Origin of the sequence: Cellulomonas sp. KRMCY2 (assembly GCF_000526515.1) — a bacterium.
Lineage (GTDB): Bacteria > Actinomycetota > Actinomycetes > Actinomycetales > Cellulomonadaceae > Actinotalea.
This window is the reverse complement of sequence record NZ_JAGF01000001.1, coordinates 4,045,969-4,065,970: the sequence shown is the minus strand read 5'-3', so window position 1 is coordinate 4,065,970 and position 20,002 is coordinate 4,045,969. Positions and strand designations below refer to the sequence as shown.

Sequence of the window (20,002 nt, the reverse complement as noted above, 5' to 3'; positions counted from 1 at the left end):
GTGTCAGACGGAAGTCAGACGGTCGGGGCGGCGTCGGTCGGGCACCCGCTCGACCCGCGTGCCGAAGGACCTTGGCCAGGAGGACGACCATGAATGCACAGCTGCCTAAGGGTTCGCGGATCACCGGTGAGGGGCGCAACGACCTCTCGGCGTCGTTGGCTGCGCGCTACAACCGAGGCGAGAGCATCCGGTCGATGGCCGACGACATCGGCAGGTCGTACGGGTTCGTGCACGGGGTGCTCGTCGAGGCCGGGGTCACGATGCGCAGCAGGGGCGGGGCGACACGCGGCGCGGCCGCCGAGGCTCGCCGGGCCGCGGCCAAGAAGGTGAACGCCTGACCTCGCTGCCATGCCCCGGCGCGTAAGGGGCCCGAGCGGCGTCAGCCGGTCTGGGCGTCGAGCAGTGCGTCCTCTTCCTCCTCCGCCGTGACACGGTGCCGACGGCGGCTCCGGGGCATGGTCTCCGCAGGGCCGCCGTCGGCAGCCGGCGCGCGGTCGTCGCGCACGTCGCGGACGATCAGGACGCCGCAGCCGACGAGCGCCCCGAGCGCGAAGACCCACCACTGGAACGCGTAGGACAGGTGCGAGCCGAGCCCGGTGTCGGGACGTGCGAGCGGACCGAGATCGACCGGTGCGGCACCGTTCTCGGTCACCGCCATGGCATAGGCCCGGATCGTCGTGGTGTCGGCCACCCACTGCGGGGTGTCGGCCGCGGCACGCACCTGATCGACGGAGATGGCCTGCACCTGACCGTCCGGCGCGCTGCGGGTCGACGGACGCTCATCGGCCCGCAGCCGGGCCAGCAGCTCGACAGTCCCGGCAGGGGCCGTCGGGACCGATGCCGCACCGGAGCCATCCAACCCGGTCGGGACCCAGCCGCGGTCGACCACCAGGATCGAGCCGTCAAGGGCACCACCCTGGACGAGGAGCGGCTCGAGCACGTGGAAGCCCGCCTGGCCGTCGACCGGACGGTTGCGCAGCAGCACTGTCGCGTCGGTCAGGTAGTGCCCCTCGACGTCCACCACGCGCCAGACCTGGTCGGCCGCGATCCCTGAGCCGCCGGTGACGTCGGTGACGCCGGTGACGTCGGCCAGCGGTACGGGTGCTGCGTCGTAGTTGGCCTGCACGACGGCGACTGCTGCCGATCGGTCGACATGCCTGTTCCACTGCCAGACGCCGAGCGCGGCGCAGCCGGCGGCCAGCAGCAGAGCGAGGGCGACCGTTGCCGCCCAGCGGCGCAACGCGGGCATCAGGCGCATCGTCAGTCCGTCGGTCGTCGGTGAGCGGTCGTCAGCCGTCGGTCGGCTCGAGGTCGCCGACCGCGACGGTGTCCCGGTGGAACCCGCGCGCGCCGAGGTACTGCTCGAGGTGCGCCCGGTGCTCGGAGCACGCCAGCCACACCTTGCGGCGATCGGGTGCGTGCAGCGTCGGGTTGTTCCAGCGCAGTCCCCATGCGGCCGAGGTGCGGCATCCGCGCGCACTGCACATCAGATCGTCCGGGGCGTCGTCGTGCAGGTCGTCGCTGATCACGTGCGTCCTCCTGTCGTGGTGCCGTGGTCGATCTCGTCCGTCGGTGCGGGACCCGGCAGCGCCGGTGGTTCGAGGAACGTCCCGGGGTCGGTGCCGCGCTCCCGGCCCGCGTTCGCGAGCACCACCGCGACGTAGGGCAGGACGACGGCGCCCGCCAGCAGCAGCCACCTGGTCCAGTGGTCGATGGCGACCGCTCCGATGAAGCACGCGACGCGGATCGTCATCTGCACCAGGTAGCGACGGGTCCGCTGCGCGACGTCATCGGCCAGCGGGGTCGCAGCCGTCGTGATCCGGGTGACCGGTCCATCGGCCCCGGAGCTCGTCTGCGCGCGCCGAGCGCCACGGTCTGCCACCGCACGAGTTTACCCGCCGGTCCTGGGCAGCGGCGGGCCGAGCGCAGGTGGGGCGGGCCGGCGGGCACGCCGAGCGCAGCCCGTACCGGCCGTGCTGGACCGCGACGGACCGCCACGGACCGCCACGGACCGCCACGGACCGGTCGCGGCAGGCGGCGGACCGGGTCGGTCGGCTACCGTCGGCTCCGGACCGGCAGTGGCAGGTCCTCGGACGACGACAGGAGAGCCCCGTGAGCCAGACCGTCCCCCCGGTCCCGCGCAGCGTGCTCGTCACCGGCGCCAACCGTGGGATCGGGCGTGCGATCGCCGAGCGGTTCGTCGCGGCCGGGGACCTGGTCTCGACGATCTACCGCAGCGGCGACCTGCCCGAGGGCGTGCTCGGTGTGGTCGGCGACATGACCGACACGGCGTCCGTCGACGCGGCCTTCAGCGAGGTCGAGGCCGTCAACGGTCCGGTCGAGGTGCTCGTCGCCAACGCCGGGATCACGCGCGACCAGCTGCTCATGCGGATGACGGACGAGGACTTCGAGGAGGTCGTCGACGTCAACCTGACGGGGACCTTCCGCTGCGTGCGCCGTGCGTCCAAGGGCATGATCCGCCTGCGTCGGGGCCGGATCATCCTGATCTCGTCCGTCGTGGGGATGTACGGCGGGCCCGGCCAGGTCAACTACGCAGCGTCGAAGGCCGGGCTGGTCGGCATGGCCCGCTCGATCACCCGGGAGCTCGGGGGCCGCGGCATCACGGCCAACGTCGTCGCGCCCGGCTTCATCGACACCGCGATGACCGCCGCGTTGCCGCCGGAACGCCAGGAGGCCTACCGTGCTGCGATCCCGGCCGGGCGCTTCGCCCGTCCGGACGAGGTCGCCGGGGTCGTGCACTTCCTCGCATCGCCGGAGGCGGCGTACGTCAACGGCGCGCTCATCCCGGTCGACGGCGGACTCGGCATGGGGCACTGACGCCGCGCCTGCGTTCCACCTGCACCTGACAAGCACCACGCTCACCGGCACCAGCCAGAAGCATCCGCGAAGGGAAGCGACGTCCATGGGTCTGCTCGACGGCAAGAAGCTCTTGATCACGGGTGTCCTGATGGACAGCTCGATCGCCTTCCACGTGGCACGGCTGGCTCAGCAGGAGGGCGCCGAGGTCGTGCTGACCTCCTTCGGTCGTCAGCTGCGCCTGACCGAGACGATCGCCAAGCGGCTGCCGGCAGCCGCGCCGGTCGTCCAGCTCGACGCGACCTCGACCGAGGACCTCGACGCGCTGGCCGACCGGGTCCGCGAGCACGTCGACCACCTGGACGGCGTCGTGCACTCGATCGGGTTCGCGCCCCAGTCCGTCATGGGCGGGAACTTCCTGACCGGCCAGTGGGACGACGTCGCGACCGCCCTGCACGTCTCGGCGTACTCGCTCAAGGCGCTCGCCGTCGCCGCGCACCCCCTGCTCGGTCGCGGGTCCTCGATCGTCGGGCTGACCTTCGACGCCCGGTACGCCTGGCCCGTCTACGACTGGATGGGTGTGGCCAAGGCTGCGTTCGAGGCCACCTCGCGCTACCTCGCCCGTGACCTCGGCCCGGAGGGCATCCGGGTGAACCTGGTCGCGGCCGGGCCGGTCAAGACCACGGCAGCCAAGTCGATCCCTGGCTTCCAGGCGCTGGACGAGGGCTGGCCGAAGCGGTCGCCGCTCGGCTGGGACGCATCCGACCCGGAGCCTACGGCCCGGGCCGTCGCGGCGCTGCTGTCCGACTGGTTCCCCGCCACGACCGGCGAGATCGTGCACGTGGACGGCGGATTCCACGCGATGGGACTGTGACATGACGCCGGGTGCCGCCCGGCCCGGTGGCCGTCGACTGATCCTGCTGCGCCACGCGAAGGCAGAGCCGAGCGGGGGCGTGCCGGACGCCCTGCGTCCACTGGCGCTGCTCGGCCGGCGGCAGTGCTCGGCCGTGGCTGCCAGCCTGGTCGCTTCCGGGTTGCTGCCCGAGCACGTGCTGGTCTCCTCAGCGGTGCGCACGCGGCAGACCTGGGAGCTCGTCCGCGCCGCGCTCGGAGACGTCCCGGCCGCCGAGGTCGAGGTGACCGACCGGGTCTACGACGCGGGCCCGCACGACCTGATCGAGCTCGCACGCGGGCTCGACGAGCGGATCGCGACACTGCTGGTCGTCGGTCACGAGCCGACGATGTCGAGCACGGCGGCGCTCCTGGCGCGCGCCGACGGCGACAGCGTCCACCTCGCGCAGGTCCGGACCGGGATACCGACCGGCGCCTTCGCCGTGCTCGACGTCGAGACGTGGACGGGGCTGGCCCGGGGCACGGCGACCTTGCTGGACGTCGTCCGACCGCCACGATGATCGAGCCGGCGCCCGGCGCCACGCCCCCGCGGGCCGGCGGCACGGACCAGGTGACAGCGGTCCTCACGACGCTGCTGGCACTCCAGCGGCTGTCCTGGGAGCAGGGTGTCGCCGGGCACGCAGCCCTCGATCTCGGCCGCGACGACCTGGTCCGGGTGATCGCCGACGACGCCGTGGTGCGGCAGGACGTCGACGGTCGCCTCGGTGAGGTCGACGGCGGCGGGCTGGTCAACTGCGGTGCCCTCGTCGAGGTGGTCGAGACGGCGTGGCGGACGACCGGCGACGAGCGGCTGCGCGACGGCCTGAGCCGGCAGCTCCGCTGGTTCGAGCGCGGTTGCCCCCGGGCCGCGGACGGCACGCTCTTCCACCTGACCGGGAACGAGCAGATGTGGACCGACTCGGTCTACATGCTCGTGCCCGCGCTGTTCCGACTCGGCCGCCCGGCAGCGGCCATGGCCCAGCTCGACGGGCACCGGCGACGTCTGCAGGACGGTTCCGGTCTGTATGCCGCGCGGTGGGACGAGCCGAGCGGCGTGCTCGTCGCGCCGCAGCACTGGGGGACGGGCAACGGATGGGTGGCCGCCGGTCTGGCGCGGGCCTGGCGGGAGACCGCGGCGCAGCCGCACCGCACGGCCCTGGCCACGCAGGCCCGGGTCGTCATCGACGCGTGCCTGGCCCACCGACGGGCCGACGGCCTGTTCCACGACGTCGTCGACGACCCGACGACCTTCGTCGAGGCGAACCTGGCGCAGATGCTCGCCTATGCCGTCCTGACCGGGGTGGCCGACAGGTGGCTGCCGCAGGACCTGGCCGTCGTCGGCCAGGACCTTCGTGCGGCCGCGGCGCGCGGCGTCGACCCGGACGGCTTCGTCCGTCCGGTGGCCGGCTCGCCGCACTTCGACCGTGCGGGCCGCTCGGCCGAGGCGCAGGCGTTCTTCCTGCTCGCAGCGGCCGCCGACGACCGCTGAGGCGCTCAGCCGTCGACCGGGCCCCCGCCGGGTGCGTCGAGGCTGTCGAGGCCGAGGACCGCGAGCACCGCGTCGAGGGGCGCGTCGAGGATCGCCACGTCCGCCTGGTCACAGACGAGCGGTTTGGCGTTGTAGGCGATGCCGAGGCCCGCCACGGCGAGCATCTCGAGGTCGTTGGCGCCGTCGCCGATCGCGACCGTGTCCTGGAGCGGCACGCCCTGCAGCGCGGCGAACTCGCGCAGGGCCGCGGCCTTGGCCGCGCGGTCGATGACGGGACCCGTCACCCGGCCGGTCAGCGCGCCGTCGATCACCTCGAGGCTGTTCGCGCGGACGAAGGCGATGCCGAGTTCCTCGGCCAGGGGCCCGACGACCTCGATGAACCCGCCGGACACGAGCCCGACCGGCCAGCCCCGCCGGTGCAGCTCGCTGATCAGCCGCTCGGCGCCCGGGGTCAGGACGAGCTCCGCGCGGACCGCCTCGAGCACGCCGACCGGCAACCCGGCGAGCGCCGCGACCCGCTCGTGCAGGGACTGCGCGAAGTCGATCTCGCCGCGCATCGCCCGGTCGGTGATCGCGGCGACCTCCGCGCGCGCACCCGCATGTGCCGCGAGCATCTCGATGACCTCGCCGGTGATCACGGTGGAGTCGACATCCATGACCACGAGGCGGCGTCTCGGAGGCTCGGTCGGCGTCACGGGGTCGCTCACGGCTGCAGGGTAGCGCCGGGCTGCGTCCCAGCGGCCGGGCATCCCACGGCCGGCTCAGGCCGTGACGACGGTGCCCTTGGGCACGACGGTGATGCCGGACTCGGTGACGGTGAACCCTCGCGCCCGGTCCTGCTCCGGGTCGAGGCCGACCCGCGCGCGCTCCTCGATGACGACGTTCTTGTCGATGATCGCCCGATGGACCTGGGCGTGGCGCCCGACCTCGGTGTCGTCGAGGATCACGGAGTCACTGACCGACGACCAGGAGCGCAGGTACACGCCCGGCGAGAGCACCGATCCGGAGACCGTCGCACCCGAGACGATGACCCCGGGGGAGACGAGCGAGTCGGACGCGTGGCCGAGCCGACCCGGGCCGGCGTGCACGAACTTCGCCGGCGGGAGCCCTGCGTAGCCGCTGAACACCGGCCAGTCGGTGTTGTAGAGGTTGAAGATCGGGTTGACCGAGATCAGGTCCTGGTTGGCGTCGTAGTACGAGTCGAGCGTCCCGACGTCGCGCCAGTAGTCGCGGTCGCGGTCGGTGGAGCCGGCGACGTCGTTGCGGATGAAGTCGTAGACCCCCGCCGCCCCCTTGTCGACGAAGTACGGGACGATGTCGCCGCCCATGTCGTGGCGGGACGTGGGGTTCTCGGCGTCCCGGGTCACCGCGTCGACGAGGGCGTCGGCATGGGCGACGTAGTTGCCCATCGACGCGAGGATCTCCATCGGCGAGTCGGACAGGCCGATCGGGTCGGACGGCTTCTCGCGGAAGGCGGCGATGCGCGTCGGGTCCGCCGCGGAGGTCTCGATGACACCGAACTCGCCGGCCATCGCGATCGGCTGGCGGATGCCGGCGACGGTGAGCTCGGCCCCGGACTCGAGGTGGGCCTCGACCATCTGCTCGAAGTCCATCCGGTACACGTGGTCGGCACCGACCACCACGACCACGTCCGGCCGCTCGTCACCGATGATGTTCAGGCACTGGAAGATGGCGTCCGCGCTGCCCAGGTACCAGTGCTTGCCGACCCGCTGCTGCGCAGGCACGGGGGCGACGTAGTTGCCCAGCAGGGCCGACATGCGCCACGTCTTGGCGACGTGCCGGTCGAGGCTGTGCGACTTGTACTGGGTCAGGACGATGACCTTGAGGTAGCTCGAGTTCACGAGGTTCGACAGCGCGAAGTCGACCAGGCGGTACATCCCGCCGAACGGGACGGCGGGTTTGGCCCGGTCCGTGGTCAAGGGCATCAGTCGCTTGCCCTCGCCACCAGCGAGGACGATTGCCAGGACGCGCGGCGTAGCCATGCCTCTGACCCTAGGGCCGTCGAGCCCTGCACGGCCACCCGTTCCCGTCCCGCTAGCGCTAGCGTGTCGCTGTGCGCGTCGATCTGTTGACCAGGGAGTACCCGCCGCACGTGTACGGCGGGGCCGGGGTACACGTAGCCGAGCTGAGCGCTGTGCTGCGCCGACACGTCGATGTCCGCGTGCGGTGCTTCGACGGCGCGCGGTCGGAGCCCGGCGTCACCGGGTACGACGTGCCCGCCTCGCTGGCGGAGCGCAACCCCGCGCTGCGCACGTTCGGCGTGGACCTGCTGATGGCTGCCGATGTCGAGGGCGCCGACCTGGTGCACTCGCACACCTGGTACGCGAACCTGGCCGGCCACGTCGCGAGCCTGCTGTACGGCATCCCGCACGTGGTCAGTGCGCACAGTCTCGAACCGTTGCGGCCGTGGAAGGCCGAACAGCTGGGTGGTGGCTACGCGCTCTCGGGGTGGTCGGAGCGGACGTCGTACGAGCACGCTGCGGCCATCATCGCGGTCAGCGCAGGCATGCGGGCGGACATCCTGCGGAGCTATCCGACGATCGACCCGGCGCGCGTGCACGTGGTCCACAACGGGATCGACCTGCAGGGCTGGCGCCGGCCCGAGGGCGACGAGGCCGTCGCACGTGCCCACGAGGTGGCACGCGGTCTCGGCATCGACCCCGACCGCCCGGCCGTGGTCTTCGTCGGGCGGATCACCCGCCAGAAGGGGTTGCCCTACCTGCTGCGGGCGGCCGAGGCGTTGCCGCCGGACGTCCAGCTCGTCCTGTGCGCCGGTGCACCGGACACCCCCGAGATCGCCGCCGAGGTCACCGGCCTGGTCGCCGACCTGCGCCACCAGCGCGACGGCGTCGTGTGGATCGAGCAGATGCTGCCGCGCCCGGACCTCGTCGCTGTGCTCTCGTCGTGCACCGTGTTCGCCTGCCCGTCGGTCTACGAGCCGCTCGGCATCGTCAACCTCGAGGCCATGGCGTGCGGCCTGCCCGTCGTCGGTACCGCGACCGGCGGCATCCCCGAGGTGGTCGACGACGGCGTGACCGGCCTGCTCGTCCCGATCGATCAGCTGCAGGACGGCACCGGCACACCGGTGGACCCGGACCGCTTCGTCGCCGACCTGGCCGCCGCGCTCGCGAGCCTCGCCACCGACCCGGTCCGCGCCGCGACCATGGGCCTGGCCTCCCGCCGTCGCGTCGAGGACCACTTCGCCTGGGACGCGATCGCGGAGCGCACCCTCGAGCTCTACCGCTCGGTGCTGGCCTGACTCACGAGCCGGTCTGTACCGACGGGCCGGTCTGACCCGACGGACCGGCGGCCAGGGTCGCGGCCGCGACCGCGCGCCGGGCCGCATGGTCGATGTGCCGCAGCGCGGCGGTGCGCTGGTCGGCCTGCCAGAGGTTGACCGCGCCGCCGTCGTCCGCCGTGGCCAGCGCGACGATCGTCCGCAGACGCACGGCATCGGCGAGCACCCGGACCGCCCGCGGTGCCAGGCCTGCCGGCAACGGCCAGCGCGGGTCGGCGCCCGAGCGCAGCGCCACGATGGCGGCCGCCGCGTCAGGGCGCCATCGGGCGATGTCGAGGTTCGCCAGTGCCTCGGTCGCACCCAGCAGCGCATGCCGCAGAGACTGCTCGGCCTCGCTGAGGCTGCCGACCAGCCCGGGCAACCGGTGGCGCCAGTCCGGGACCGGGTGGACCCGCCACGTCACCAGGTGGCCGACGTCGTTGACGCTGCCGAACTCCACGACGTCCGGCACGGCAGCCCAGGCGCCGTCCGCCGTGTGCACCAGGACGCACTCGCCGGCATCGACCGCCGGCTCGGCCACCTCGGGCGGCAGACCGCTCGCGTCGCCCGGGACGGGCAGCAGCGCCGCAGCCTGCCGGGGGCCGCCGGCCCACGCCGCGATCAGCTGGTCGAGCGAGCCGCCGTCCGGTGCGACGTCGGGCACACCGACCACGGCGTGGGGCTCGTCCTCGCCCTGGACCGCGTCCACCGCTCGCTGGACCGGCCCGGCGCCGACGCCCTGCAGCCACAGGGCGAGCAGCACCGACCGCGGCAGCGCGAGCAAGCCGTCCTGGTCGTCCACCCGACCAACCTACGACGCCCCGGGCGTCGTGGGGACGAGCGCGGCACGCTGCCGGTGGTGCGCCGGGGGCGGTGCTCCGCAGGTTAGGGTCTGGACACATGGACGTGGTGCTGGACTTTCAGGACGTGAGCATCCGGCGGGGGCCCAAGACGATCCTCGACCGGGTGTCCTGGACCGTCGCCGAGGGTGAGCGATGGGTCCTCCTGGGACGCAACGGCGCCGGCAAGACGACCCTGCTGCAGATCGCCTCGGCGCGGATGCACCCGAGCTCCGGCACCGCCTACGTCCTGGGGCACAGGCTCGGCGCCGTCGACCTGTTCGAGCTCCGCCCGCGGGTCGGTGTCACGTCCGCGGCGCTCGCCGACCGCATCGCCGGCTCCGAGAGCGTGATCGACGTCGTGCTGACTGCCGCCTACGGGATGACCGGACGGTGGCGGGAGCAGTACGAGGCGCTGGACCACGAGCGCGCACGGGCGCTGCTGGAGGTCTTCGGGGTCGGTGACCTGGCGGAACGCCACTTCGGCACGCTGAGCGAGGGCGAGCGCAAGCGGACCCAGATCGCTCGGGCGCTGATGACCGACCCGGAGCTGCTGCTGCTCGACGAGCCGGCGGCCGGTCTGGACCTCGGCGGGCGTGAGGAGCTCCTCGCGGCGCTCACCGAGCTCGCACGCGACCCGCGGTCACCGGTCCTGGTCCTGGTGACCCATCACGTCGAGGAGATCCCGGTCGGCTTCACGCACGTCCTGCTGCTGCGCGACGGACAGGTCCATGCCGCCGGGCCGCTCGACACCGTCCTGACCGCGCAGAACCTGTCCGAGTGCTTCGGCATGGACCTCGTGGTCGAGCGTCACGGCGACCGGTGGAGCGCCCGCTCCGGTCGGTGAGGGCCCTGGCCATCTCATGCTCGAACGAGCATGTGGTCCGCTGCATCCGCCGACTAGGATTGCGCTGACGCCCGACGGAGGGAGACAGCATGGCCTGGATCTGGTGGGTCGGCGCGGCCCTCCTGCTCGCGGTGGTCGAGATGCTCTCCGTCGACCTCGTCCTGATCATGTTTGCGGGGGGTGCGCTCCTCGGGGCCCTGCTCGCCGCGCTCGGCCTGCCGGTGTGGGTCCAGATCATCGGGTTCGCGGTCGCGTCCGGGCTGCTCCTGTTCACGCTGCGTCCCTGGCTGCTGCGCCACCTGCGCACCCGGGTGCCGCTCGTCGAGACCAACGCCGCAGCGCACGTCGGGCGGACCGCCGTCGTCGTCGCCCAGGTCACCGAGCGCGCCGGGCGGGTCAAGCTCGCCGGTGAGGTCTGGACGGCCCGCACCAGGGACGACGAGGTGATCGACGTGGGCGCGGAGGTGCAGGTCGTCCGGATCGACGGTGCCACCGCCGTCGTCACGGCTGCGCACGCTCAGGAACACCCCGACGCGGCCCACCGCAACAGCCCGGACCCGCACGGCCGAACCTCTGAGGAGACAGCACTGTGAACGATCTGGCACCTGGCGAGATCGCGGGCTACGCGATTCTCGCCCTCGTCATCCTGTTCGTCGTCATCGCGCTCATCCGGTCGGTACGGATCGTGCCGCAGGCCGAGGCGCAGCTCGTGGAGCGGCTCGGTCGCTTTGCGCGCACCCTCGACGCCGGGCTGCACCTGCTGGTGCCCTTCGTCGACCGGGTCCGCAGCAAGGTCGACCTGCGCGAGCAGGTCATCTCGTTCGCGCCGCAGCCGGTGATCACCTCCGACAACCTCGTGGTCAGCATCGACACCGTCATCTACTTCCAGGTCACCAACCCCAAGTCCGCGGTCTACGAGATCGCCAACTTCGTCATCGGAATCGAGCAGCTCACCGTGACCACGCTGCGCAACGTCGTGGGGTCGATGGACCTCGAGCAGACGCTGACCAGCCGGGACCAGATCAACGGGCAGCTGCGCGGCGTGCTCGACGACGCGACCGGTCGCTGGGGCGTGCGGGTCAACCGGGTCGAGCTCAAGTCGATCGACCCGCCGCAGTCCATCCAGGGCTCGATGGAGCAGCAGATGCGTGCCGAGCGTGACCGGCGTGCCGCGATCCTGACCGCCGAGGGCGTCAAGCAGTCCGCGATCCTGACCGCCGAGGGCGAGAAGCAGTCCGCGATCCTCCGGGCGGAGGGCAACGCGCAGGCTGCCATCCTCAACGCCGAGGGCGAGGCGCGTGCGATCCTGCAGGTCTTCGACGCGATCCACCGGGGCGACGCCGACCCGAAGCTGCTCGCCTACCAGTACCTGCAGATGCTCCCGCAGGTCGCCCGGACGCAGTCGAACAAGGTCTGGTTCATCCCGACCGAGTTCACGGCGGCACTCAGCGCGATCAGCAAGGGCTTCGGCGGGCAGCCCGGGGTGGGCGACGGTGTGACGTGGCGCGCGCCCGGTGACTCGCCGCTCGGTGACGACCTCCCGCCGACGACGCTGACCGACCCGTCGGAGGCGCTCGCCGAGGCTCGTCGTCAGTCGGAGGCGGCCACGGCGGATGCGACCAGCGCCGGGACCCTGAGCGGTCACCGGTTCGACCCACGCGTCGAGGCCGGCCAGCACGCGGACGAGCCGTCGCCCCAGGGCCCGCCGCCTCCGGCGCCGCCGCAGCCCGGGCCGGCCGACCAGGGACCTCCGGCACCTCCGCCCTACCAGGGCTGACCGCTCCCGCCCGGTCGGCACGAGACCCCGATCGGGCCGGAGCGGCCGGCCCGGCGTTCCAGGCCGTCCCGTCGGGTCGTGTCGGGATCTGCGCCGGCCCGGGACCCGTGAGTGAGTGAGTGCTCACTCCGCGCTATGATGCTGCGGTGAACCTGAGCACCCGCCGGGCGACGCCCATGGCGCCGGACGACCGACGCAGCGCGATCCTTGCCGCAACGGTGCCGCTGCTGCTCGAGCGCGGCGTCAGTGTGACGACCCGCGAGCTCGCCCAGGCGGCCGGCGTCGCCGAGGGCACGCTCTTCCGGGTCTTCCCCGACAAGGCCGCGCTGGTGCGTGCCGCCGTCGGCCAGGCGCTCGACCCGACGACGCTCCTCGCAGAGCTCGCCGCCATCGACCCGGACGCCGATCTCCGCCACGTGGTGACGGCCGCGGTCGGTGCGATGCTCGCCCGGTCGCGGGACGTCGCTGCGGTGGTCAGCCTCGCCCACGAGCTCTCGGCCGGGACGGCGGTTCCGGACGCGGGCGGGCACGGGCACCACCCTCGACCGCACGGACCCCATGGCGACCACACCGGTGCCCACCCGATCGAGGTCGTGATCCAGGCCGTGACCGGGCTGCTCGAGCCGCACCGGGCCGTCCTGCGCGACGCTCCCGGAGTGTGTGCGCGACTGCTCGTCGCCTTCGTGCTCGCGGCCTCCGGGCCGATGTGCCGGGGTCCGGAGCCTCAGCTGACGACCGCCCAGATCGTCCGGCTCTTCCTCGACGGTGCCACGACCGACGGTGCCACGACCGACGGTGCCACGACCGACGGTGCCACGACCGACGGTGCCACGACCGACGGTGCCACGAATGACCGTGCCACGAATGACCGTGCCACGGATGCCCCGCCCGTGATCGACTGCCCCGTGAACGACCGTCCCGTGAACGATCTGGAGACCTCGTGCTGATCCGACTCCTGCGCGATCACCTGCGCCCCTACGTGCGACTGATCACCGTCGTCGTGGTGCTGCAGCTGGTCCAGGCCATGGCGAACCTCTACCTGCCGAGCCTCAACGCGCACATCATCGACGACGGCGTGGCCAAGGGGGACACCCCCGTGATCATGCGACTCGGCGGCATCATGCTCGCGGTCACGCTCGTGCAGGTGATCTGTGCCGTGGGGGCGGTCTACGCCGGCGCCAAGGTGGCGATGTCGGTCGGACGCGACCTGCGGGCCGGCGTGTTCGACCACGTGCAGACGTTCTCCGCGCGGGAGCTCGGTCAGTTCGGCGCACCCACGCTCATCACGCGCACGACCAACGACGTCACCCAGGTGCAGCTCGTCGTCTTCATGACCTTCACGATCCTGGTCGCCGCCCCGGTGATGATGGTCGGCGGGGTGATCATGGCGTTGCAGGAGGACGTGCAGCTGTCCGGCCTCCTGCTCGTCATCGTCCCGGTCCTGGCGGCGCTCCTGGGCTTCGCCGTCGTGCGGCTGCGCCCGCTGTTCGGCAGCATGCAGAAGCGCATCGACGCGATCAACCGGATCCTGCGCGAGCAGATCACCGGCATCCGGGTGATCCGCGCCTTCGTCCGGGACACCCACGAGCGCGAGCGGTTCGGTGACGCGAACGCCGACCTGATGACCGTGGCGGTGGGTGTGGGACGCATGATGTCGCTGATGTTCCCCTCGGTGTTCCTGGTGATGAACCTCTCGAGCATCGCGGTCCTGTGGTTCGGCGGTCAGCGGATCGACACCGGCTCGATGCAGGTCGGCTCGCTGGTGGCCTTCCTCAGCTACCTCATGCAGATCCTGATGTCCGTGATGATGGCCGTGATGATGTTCATGCTGGTCCCGCGCGCGGAGGTGTCGGCGGGCCGGATCAACGAGGTCCTCGGTACCTCCTCGTCCGTCGTCCCGCCGACCGAGCCGGTCACCGCCCTGCGCGGCCGCGGGAACCTCGAGCTGCGCGACGTGGGCTTCCGCTACCCAGGGGCCGCGGACCCGGTGCTGCGGGGCGTGAGCTTCGTCGCCGCGCCGGGGGAGACCACGGCGATCATCGGTTCGACCGGTTCGGGCAAGACCACGCTGCTGCAGGCCATCCCGCGGCTGTACGACGTCACCGACGGCGCGGTCCTGGTCGACGGCGTCAACGTCCGCGACCTGGCCCTGGAGACGCTGTGGGGGGCGATCGGGCTGGTGCCGCAGAAGCCGTACCTGTTCAGCGGCACGGTTGCCGACAACCTGCGCTACGGGAAGGGTGACGCGTCCGACGACGAGCTCTGGCACTTCCTGAGGGTGGCTCAGGCGGCCGACTTCGTCCGCGAGATGGGTGGGCTCGACGCCGAGATCACCCAGGGCGGGAACAACGTGTCCGGTGGCCAGCGCCAGCGGCTGGCGATCGCCCGCGCGCTGGTTCGCAGCCCGGAGATCTACCTGTTCGACGACTCGTTCTCCGCCCTGGACTTCGCCACCGACGCCGCGTTGCGCGCCGCCCTGGTGTCGGAGACCAGGGACGCGACGGTCATCGTGGTCGCGCAACGGGTGAGCACCATCCGCCACGCCGATCGGATCGTCGTGCTCGACGACGGGGTCGTGGTCGGTACCGGGACGCATGCCGAGCTGATGGCCGGCAACGAGACGTACCGCGAGATCGTGCTGTCCCAGGTCACCGAGGAGGAGGCGGCATGAGCGCCGACGACCGCAAGCCGGCCGCACCCGCCGAACGGCCCGCGGGCCCCCGCGGACCGATGGGGCACGGCGGACCGATGGGCATGGCCATGCCCGTCGCCAAGGCCCAGGACTTCCGGACGTCGTTGCGGCGCATGCTCGCCGAGCTCCGTCCCGAACGCCTGCGGCTCGTCGCCGTCGTCGGGCTCACCGTCGTCAGTGTGGCGACGATGGTCCTCGGTCCGAAGGTGCTCGGGCGCGCGACGGACGTCATCTTCGGCGGCGTCGTCGGGCGGATGCTCCCGGCGGGGGTCTCCCAGGAGCAGGCGGTCACCGCTCTGCGGGCGGACGGTCAGGACACGATGGCCGACATGCTCGGCGCCATGGACGGCGTCGTTCCCGGTCAGGGCATCGACTTCACGGCGCTCGGCCGGGTGCTGGTGCTCGTGCTCGGGCTGTACGTCGTCGCGTGGCTCTTCGGCTATCTCCAGGGCCTGATCACCACCGGGCTGGTGCAGCGCACCGTCTACCGCCTGCGCCAGGACGTCGAGACCAAGCTCGGCCGTCTCCCGCTGAGCTACATCGACCGGCACGCTCGGGGCGACCTGCTGTCCCGGGTGACCAACGACATCGACAACGTGGCCCAGACGCTGCAGCAGACGCTCAGCCAGCTGATCAGCGCCGCCCTGACGATCATCGGGGTCCTGGTGATGATGTTCTGGATCTCGCCGCTGCTCGCGGTGATCTCGCTGGTGACGATCCCGGCGGCCGGTGTGGTGACGATGGTGATCGCCAAGCGGGCCCAGCCCCAGTTCGTCGCCCAGTGGAAGCGCACGGGAACGCTGAACGCCCACGTCGAGGAGATGTACACCGGGCACGCGCTGGTCAAGGTGTTCGGACGTCAGCAGGCGGCCTCCGACGCGTTCCACGAGGAGAACGAGGCGCTGTACGAGGCGACGTTCAAGGCCCACCTGATCTCCGGGCTGATCCAGCCGGCGATGATGTTCCTCGGCAACCTCAACTACGTGATCGTCGCCGTGGTCGGCGGTCTCCGGGTGGCCTCGGGGGCGATCAGCCTCGGCGACGTCCAGGCGTTCATCCAGTACTCGCGGCAGTTCACGCAGCCGATCATGCAGGTCGCCTCGATGATGAACCTCCTGCAGTCCGGGGTCGCGTCGGCCGAGCGCGTCTTCGAGCTGCTCGACGCCGAGGAGCAGTCGCCGGAGCCGATCGACGGGCCGAGGCCCGAGCCCGTCCGTGGCCGGGTCGCGTTCGAGGACGTCGCGTTCCGCTACGAGCGGGAGACCCCGCTCATCGACGACCTGTCGCTGGTGGCCGAACCCGGTCAGACCGTGGCGATCGTCGGTCCGACCGGCGCCGGGAAGACGACCCTGGTGAACCTGCTCATGCGCTTCTACGAGCTGGACGGCGGCCGGATCACCCTGGACGGTGTGGACGTCGCGGCGATGGACCGCGAGGTGCTCCGTGCGGACATCGGGATGGTGCTGCAGGACACCTGGCTGTTCGGCGGGACCATCGCGGACAACATCGCCTACGGCCGGCAGGGAGCCACCCGCGAGCAGGTGCTCGAGGCGGCCCGGGTCACGCACGTCGACCGTTTCGTGCGCACCCTGCCGGACGGCTACGAGACGGTCATCGACGAGGAGGCGGGCAACGTCAGCACGGGCGAGAAGCAGCTGCTGACCATCGCCCGCGCGTTCCTGGCCGACCCGGCGATCCTCGTGCTCGACGAGGCGACGAGCTCGGTCGACACCCGCACCGAGGTGCTCGTCCAGCACGCCATGGCGGCCCTGCGACACGGCCGGACCTCGTTCGTCATCGCCCACCGCCTCTCGACGATCCGCGACGCCGACGTGATTCTCGTGATGGAGAGCGGCGCGATCGTCGAGCAGGGCAGCCACGCCGACCTGATCGCCGCCGGGGGAGCGTACGCGGCGCTCTACGCGAGCCAGTTCGCCGCTGCTGCCGCACCGGTGGACTGACGGGCGTGGGTCGTGGCCTGCCAGGGAGCCGCACGGGCCGGCCGGTACGCCAGGATGTCGAGAACGGGCGCCCAGCTCCGACCTACCGGTGACGCTGCCCTGCGGGGCCCGACACAAGGAGACCGCGATGAAGTACATGCTCTTGATGAGCTACGGGCCGATCGAGGGCGTCGAGCCCATCGACACCTGGTCACCGCAGGACATCGCCGCCCACATCGCCTTCATGGGGCAGCTCGGTCAGGACCTGACCGAGCGCGGTGAGCTCGTCGACGCCCAGGGGCTCTCGGGACCGGAGGCGGCGAAGATCGTGACGAGCACCGGGGTCGGCGCGCCGGTCGTCACCGACGGGCCGTTCCCCGAGTCCAAGGAGTTCCTCGCCGGGTACTGGGTGGTCGACGTCGACGACGAGGCACGGGCGCTGGAGATCGCCGCGACGACCTCGGCGGCGCCCGGGCCTGGCGGCGTCCCGCTCGGCCAGCAGATCGAGGTGCGGCCGATCATGGACGCACCCGCCCCGGAGATGTGACCGACCGGCCCGACATCGAGGCCCTGCTGCGCGAGCTCGCACCGCGGGTCCTCGGTACGGTCGCGCGACGGTACGGTGACTTCCACGACGCCGAGGACGCCGTCCAGGAGGCGCTGCTCGCGGCGGCGACGCAGTGGCCGTCCGACGGTCGGCCGGACAACCCGTACGGCTGGCTGGTCCAGGTCGCCGGCCGCCGGCTGACCGATCGCTGGCGCAGCGAGGGTGCCCGCCGCCGCCGGGAGGGTCTGGCAGCCCTGCGCGAACCGCCCGGCACACCGGTGGTGCCCGAGCAGGACGACTCCCTGCTCCTGCTCTACCTGTGCTGCCATCCGGTCCTGTCGCCGGCGTCGGCGATCGGCCTCAGCCTGCGGGCCGTCGGCGGCCTGACGACGGCGGAGATCGCCCGGGCCTTCCTCGTGCCCGAGGCGACCATGGCGCAACGCCTGAGCCGGGCGAAGGCGCGCATCAAGGCATCAGGGGTCCCCTTCGCCATGCCGACGCAGCAGGAGCGCCCCGAGCGGCTCAGGTCGGTGCTCCACGTCCTGTACCTGATGTTCAACGAGGGCTACGCGAGCAGCAGCGGGGCCGGGGTGGCGCGCAGCGAGCTGAGCAGCGAGGCGATCCGGCTCACCCGGATCGTGCACGACGGCCTCCCGGACGACCCCGAGGTCGCCGGCCTGCTGGCCCTGATGCTGCTCACCGACGCCCGGCGGCCGGCTCGCACCGGCACGCGCGGCGAGCTGGTCCCGCTGGACGACCAGGACCGCACGCGGTGGGACCGGCGACTCATCGCCGAAGGGGTCGCGCTCATCTCGGCGACGCTGGCGAAGGGCGCGGTGGGGGAGTACCAGCTGCAGGCGGCGATCGCGGCGGTGCACGACGAGGCACCCCGGGCGCAGGACACCGACTGGCCACAGATCCTCGCGCTCTACGGCCTGCTCGTGCGGATCTCGGCGAACCCTGTCGTCGAGCTCAATCGTGCTGTCGCCGCCGCGATGGTCCACGGGCCCGCGGTGGGTCTCGAGCTGCTCACGACGCTCGAGGACCGGCTGGCCGGCCACCACCGCCTCGATGCGGTCCGCGGTCACCTGCTGGAGATGGCCGGGGAGCGCGAGGCCGCGATCGGCCACTACCGGGCGGCGGCGAGCGGCACGACGAGCACCGCGGAGCGCGACTACCTGACCACCCGCGCCGCCCGTCTGGCCGAGGCCGGGCGGCTGGGAGGATGACCGGGTGCCGATCATCCGTCTCACCTCCGCCGACGACGAGCTCCTGGCCGACTACACGCGGCTGACCGACGTCGCGCTGCGGGTCAAGCACGAGCCGGCCAAGGGTCTGTACATCGCCGAGAGCTCGACGGTGATCCGGCGGGCGATCGCCGCCGGCCACCGACCCCGGTCCTTCCTGATGGCACCGAGGTGGCTCGCCGACCTCGGCGACCTGCTCGACGCCGTGGGCGCCGGACCGGACGGCGACATCCCGGTGTTCGTCGGCGAACCCGAGGTGCTCGAGGCCGTCACCGGCTTCCACCTGCACCGCGGGGCGCTCGCTGCGATGCACCGCCCGGCGCTGCTGCCGGTCGCCGAGGTGCTCGCAGCAGCCCGGGGTGGGACCGGTGCGCGGCGGGTCGCGGTGCTCGAGGACATCGTCGACCACACCAACGTCGGGGCGATCTTCCGCAGCGCGGCGGCGCTCGGGGTCGATGCCGTGCTCGTCTCGCCGCGCTGCGCCGACCCGCTGTACCGCCGTTCGGTCCGGGTCTCGATGGGCACGGTCTTCCAGGTCCCCTGGACCCGGCTGGAGTCCTGGCCGGGTGGGCTCGCGGACCTGCGGGCCGAGGGCTTCACCGTGGCGGCTCTGGCGCTCGCCGACGAGGCCGTCACCCTCGACGACCTGGTCGCAGCGTCCCCGCAGCGGCTCGCGCTCGTGCTCGGCACCGAGGGGGACGGTCTGTCGCGTGGTGCGGTCGCCGCAGCGGACGTGGTCGTCCGCATCCCGATGGCGGGTGGGGTGGACTCGTTGAACGTCGCCGCTGCCTCCGCGGTCGCCTTCTGGGCGCTGCGCGTCTGACGGCTCCCTCGGGCGTCCGGCGCCCTCGGGGTCACCGCGCGAAGACCGGGGTGAGCGTCGCCCTGGCCAGGGTGTGGAACAGGGCGGTGAAGGCGACTGCCGTCGGCGGCGTCGAGGCGTCGGGGCCGAGGGTCGGGACGTCGAGCGCGTGCACGGCGAAGACGTAGCGGTGTGCACGGTCGCCGCGTGGTGGGGCTGCGCCGCCGTAGCCGAGGTCGCCGCCGTCGTTGCGGGTCTGCAGCGCCCCGGCCGGCAGGGCTGCGCCGTCCGGGCTCCCGGCCCCCCGCGGCAGCGACGTCGTGGTGGCCGGCAGGTCGAGGACCGTCCAGTGCCAGAAGCCCGCGGGCGTCGGGGCGTCCGGGTCGAAGCACGACACGACGAAGCTGCGGGTGCCCGCCGGGAAGCCGGACCAGCTGAGCTGGGGCGAGGTGTTGCCGCCGGAGGCCGTGAAGGGGCCGGCCATGGTGGCGCCGTCGGCCACGTCCTGACTGGTCAGGGTGAACGACGGGACGGTGGGGAGCTGGGTGTAGGGGTCGGGTGGGATCGGGCGGGTGAGGTCCACGGGTCCTCCAGGTGGTCGGGCGGCGGTTCTGCCCATCATGCGCGTCCTGCGTGGGCGCCGCGTGCGGTGCGCCGGCCGGGTCCGGCGGTGCGTGAGCCGGACGTCGTCAGGTGCCTCGTCCGGCGTCTCGACGGGGCAGGGAGCAGGCAGGGAGCAGGCAGGGAGCAGGGCGTTTGACACCTGCTACGTGTCGGCGTGTACTGGCATACTCGAACATGTGTTCGAAGATGTCG

22 protein-coding genes are annotated in these 20,002 nt (G+C 72.3%); 15 read left to right on the top strand and 7 right to left on the bottom strand.

All coding sequences use genetic code 11. The annotated features are described in order from the left end of the window. The first annotated feature begins 89 nt into the window (after positions 1–89). Positions 90–338 carry a helix-turn-helix domain-containing protein gene (locus K415_RS0119105; protein WP_024288633.1) on the top strand — a complete coding sequence of 83 codons (249 nt, stop codon included), beginning with the start codon at positions 90–92 and terminating at the stop codon, positions 336–338. A gap of 41 nt (positions 339–379) precedes the next feature. Here K415_RS0119105 and K415_RS0119100 read toward each other — a convergent pair whose 3' ends face one another. Genes K415_RS0119100 through K415_RS0119090 form a run of 3 tightly spaced genes read right to left on the bottom strand, consistent with a single transcriptional unit; the run spans position 380 to position 1,882 of the window. Then, on the bottom strand, positions 380–1,258 hold the full coding sequence (locus K415_RS0119100) for an SURF1 family protein (protein WP_024288632.1): 879 nt from the start codon (positions 1,256–1,258) through the stop codon (positions 380–382). A gap of 31 nt (positions 1,259–1,289) precedes the next feature. Further along, on the bottom strand, positions 1,290–1,529 hold the full coding sequence (locus K415_RS0119095; RefSeq protein WP_369795259.1) for a hypothetical protein: 240 nt from the start codon (positions 1,527–1,529) through the stop codon (positions 1,290–1,292). Continuing rightward, entirely contained in the window at positions 1,526–1,882 is a 357-nt protein-coding gene (locus tag K415_RS0119090) for a DUF3099 domain-containing protein (RefSeq protein WP_024288630.1), read from the bottom strand. The genes K415_RS0119095 and K415_RS0119090 overlap by 4 nt, the downstream gene beginning before the upstream one ends. A gap of 230 nt (positions 1,883–2,112) precedes the next feature. On the opposite strand from K415_RS0119090, the gene fabG reads away from it, so the two are divergent. From fabG to K415_RS0119070, 4 genes are all read left to right on the top strand, one after another. Beyond that, positions 2,113–2,838: a 3-oxoacyl-ACP reductase FabG gene (gene fabG / locus K415_RS0119085; protein ID WP_024288629.1), complete on the top strand. Its 726-nt coding sequence runs from the start codon at positions 2,113–2,115 to the stop codon at positions 2,836–2,838. 85 nt (positions 2,839–2,923) lie between these two features. Further along, positions 2,924–3,691: an enoyl-ACP reductase FabI gene (fabI, locus tag K415_RS0119080; protein WP_024288628.1), complete on the top strand. Its 768-nt coding sequence runs from the start codon at positions 2,924–2,926 to the stop codon at positions 3,689–3,691. A 1-nt stretch (position 3,692) separates the two neighbouring features. Then, positions 3,693–4,229 carry a histidine phosphatase family protein gene (locus K415_RS0119075; RefSeq protein ID WP_024288627.1) on the top strand — a complete coding sequence of 179 codons (537 nt, stop codon included), beginning with the start codon at positions 3,693–3,695 and terminating at the stop codon, positions 4,227–4,229. Then, a complete protein-coding gene (locus K415_RS0119070; protein WP_024288626.1) occupies positions 4,226–5,197 on the top strand; it encodes a glycoside hydrolase family 88 protein in 972 nt (323 codons plus the stop codon). The genes K415_RS0119075 and K415_RS0119070 overlap by 4 nt, the downstream gene beginning before the upstream one ends. Before the next feature lie 5 nt (positions 5,198–5,202). Here K415_RS0119070 and serB read toward each other — a convergent pair whose 3' ends face one another. Both serB and K415_RS0119060 read right to left on the bottom strand, forming a co-directional pair. After that, positions 5,203–5,904, bottom strand: coding sequence for a phosphoserine phosphatase SerB (serB, locus tag K415_RS0119065; protein WP_034663555.1), 702 nt, complete (start codon positions 5,902–5,904; stop codon positions 5,203–5,205). Between the two features lie 54 nt (positions 5,905–5,958). Further along, entirely contained in the window at positions 5,959–7,200 is a 1,242-nt protein-coding gene (locus K415_RS0119060; RefSeq protein WP_024288624.1) for a glucose-1-phosphate adenylyltransferase, read from the bottom strand. Positions 7,201–7,271: 71 nt separating this feature from the next. Here K415_RS0119060 and glgA point away from each other — a divergent pair, with 71 nt between their 5' ends. After that, positions 7,272–8,477: a glycogen synthase gene (gene glgA, locus K415_RS0119055; protein ID WP_024288623.1), complete on the top strand. Its 1,206-nt coding sequence runs from the start codon at positions 7,272–7,274 to the stop codon at positions 8,475–8,477. 1 nt (position 8,478) lies between these two features. Here the strand turns inward: glgA and K415_RS0119050 are convergent, their stop codons facing one another. After that, positions 8,479–9,297 (bottom strand): hypothetical protein, encoded by an 819-nt coding sequence (locus K415_RS0119050; RefSeq protein ID WP_155859532.1) that lies wholly within the window; start codon positions 9,295–9,297, stop codon positions 8,479–8,481. Between the two features lie 98 nt (positions 9,298–9,395). Between K415_RS0119050 and K415_RS0119045 the strand changes: the two genes are divergently transcribed. The 9 genes from K415_RS0119045 (at position 9,396) to K415_RS0119005 (ending at position 19,207) form a co-directional block, all read left to right on the top strand. Continuing rightward, entirely contained in the window at positions 9,396–10,181 is a 786-nt protein-coding gene (locus K415_RS0119045; protein WP_024288621.1) for an ABC transporter ATP-binding protein, read from the top strand. Positions 10,182–10,270: 89 nt separating this feature from the next. Continuing rightward, entirely contained in the window at positions 10,271–10,774 is a 504-nt protein-coding gene (locus K415_RS0119040; RefSeq protein ID WP_024288620.1) for an NfeD family protein, read from the top strand. Next, positions 10,771–11,958, top strand: a complete 1,188-nt coding sequence (locus K415_RS0119035; protein WP_024288619.1) for an SPFH domain-containing protein — start codon at positions 10,771–10,773, stop codon at positions 11,956–11,958. Before K415_RS0119040 ends, K415_RS0119035 begins: the two co-directional genes overlap by 4 nt. A 146-nt stretch (positions 11,959–12,104) precedes the next feature. Continuing rightward, positions 12,105–12,905 carry a TetR/AcrR family transcriptional regulator gene (locus K415_RS24380; RefSeq protein ID WP_024288618.1) on the top strand — a complete coding sequence of 267 codons (801 nt, stop codon included), beginning with the start codon at positions 12,105–12,107 and terminating at the stop codon, positions 12,903–12,905. Then, a complete protein-coding gene (locus tag K415_RS0119025) occupies positions 12,899–14,629 on the top strand; it encodes an ABC transporter ATP-binding protein (RefSeq protein ID WP_024288617.1) in 1,731 nt (576 codons plus the stop codon). Before K415_RS24380 ends, K415_RS0119025 begins: the two co-directional genes overlap by 7 nt. Then, entirely contained in the window at positions 14,626–16,611 is a 1,986-nt protein-coding gene (locus tag K415_RS0119020) for an ABC transporter ATP-binding protein (RefSeq protein WP_024288616.1), read from the top strand. Before K415_RS0119025 ends, K415_RS0119020 begins: the two co-directional genes overlap by 4 nt. A 127-nt stretch (positions 16,612–16,738) precedes the next feature. Further along, positions 16,739–17,137: a YciI family protein gene (locus K415_RS0119015; protein ID WP_024288615.1), complete on the top strand. Its 399-nt coding sequence runs from the start codon at positions 16,739–16,741 to the stop codon at positions 17,135–17,137. Next, on the top strand, positions 17,134–18,366 hold the full coding sequence (locus K415_RS0119010) for an RNA polymerase sigma factor (RefSeq protein ID WP_024288614.1): 1,233 nt from the start codon (positions 17,134–17,136) through the stop codon (positions 18,364–18,366). The genes K415_RS0119015 and K415_RS0119010 overlap by 4 nt, the downstream gene beginning before the upstream one ends. Before the next feature lie 4 nt (positions 18,367–18,370). Then, positions 18,371–19,207, top strand: a complete 837-nt coding sequence (locus tag K415_RS0119005; RefSeq protein ID WP_024288613.1) for an RNA methyltransferase — start codon at positions 18,371–18,373, stop codon at positions 19,205–19,207. Between the two features lie 31 nt (positions 19,208–19,238). On the opposite strand, the gene K415_RS0119000 is transcribed toward K415_RS0119005, so the two are convergent. Beyond that, the gene (locus tag K415_RS0119000; RefSeq protein ID WP_024288612.1) at positions 19,239–19,769 is read right to left on the bottom strand and encodes a YbhB/YbcL family Raf kinase inhibitor-like protein; all 531 of its coding nucleotides are present in this window, start codon (positions 19,767–19,769) and stop codon (positions 19,239–19,241) included. Positions 19,770–20,002 lie beyond the last annotated feature (233 nt).

Coding starts and splice junctions, on each gene's coding strand:
- K415_RS0119105 (WP_024288633.1), top strand. CDS start 90: ATGAATGCACAGCTGCCTAAGGGTTCGCGGATCACCGGTGAGGGGCGC.
- K415_RS0119100 (WP_024288632.1), bottom strand. CDS start 1,258: ATGCGCCTGATGCCCGCGTTGCGCCGCTGGGCGGCAACGGTCGCCCTC.
- fabI (WP_024288628.1), top strand. CDS start 2,924: ATGGGTCTGCTCGACGGCAAGAAGCTCTTGATCACGGGTGTCCTGATG.
- K415_RS0119075 (WP_024288627.1), top strand. CDS start 3,693: ATGACGCCGGGTGCCGCCCGGCCCGGTGGCCGTCGACTGATCCTGCTG.
- K415_RS0119070 (WP_024288626.1), top strand. CDS start 4,226: ATGATCGAGCCGGCGCCCGGCGCCACGCCCCCGCGGGCCGGCGGCACG.
- K415_RS0119060 (WP_024288624.1), bottom strand. CDS start 7,200: ATGGCTACGCCGCGCGTCCTGGCAATCGTCCTCGCTGGTGGCGAGGGC.
- K415_RS0119045 (WP_024288621.1), top strand. CDS start 9,396: ATGGACGTGGTGCTGGACTTTCAGGACGTGAGCATCCGGCGGGGGCCC.
- K415_RS0119040 (WP_024288620.1), top strand. CDS start 10,271: ATGGCCTGGATCTGGTGGGTCGGCGCGGCCCTCCTGCTCGCGGTGGTC.
- K415_RS0119020 (WP_024288616.1), top strand. CDS start 14,626: ATGAGCGCCGACGACCGCAAGCCGGCCGCACCCGCCGAACGGCCCGCG.
- K415_RS0119015 (WP_024288615.1), top strand. CDS start 16,739: ATGAAGTACATGCTCTTGATGAGCTACGGGCCGATCGAGGGCGTCGAG.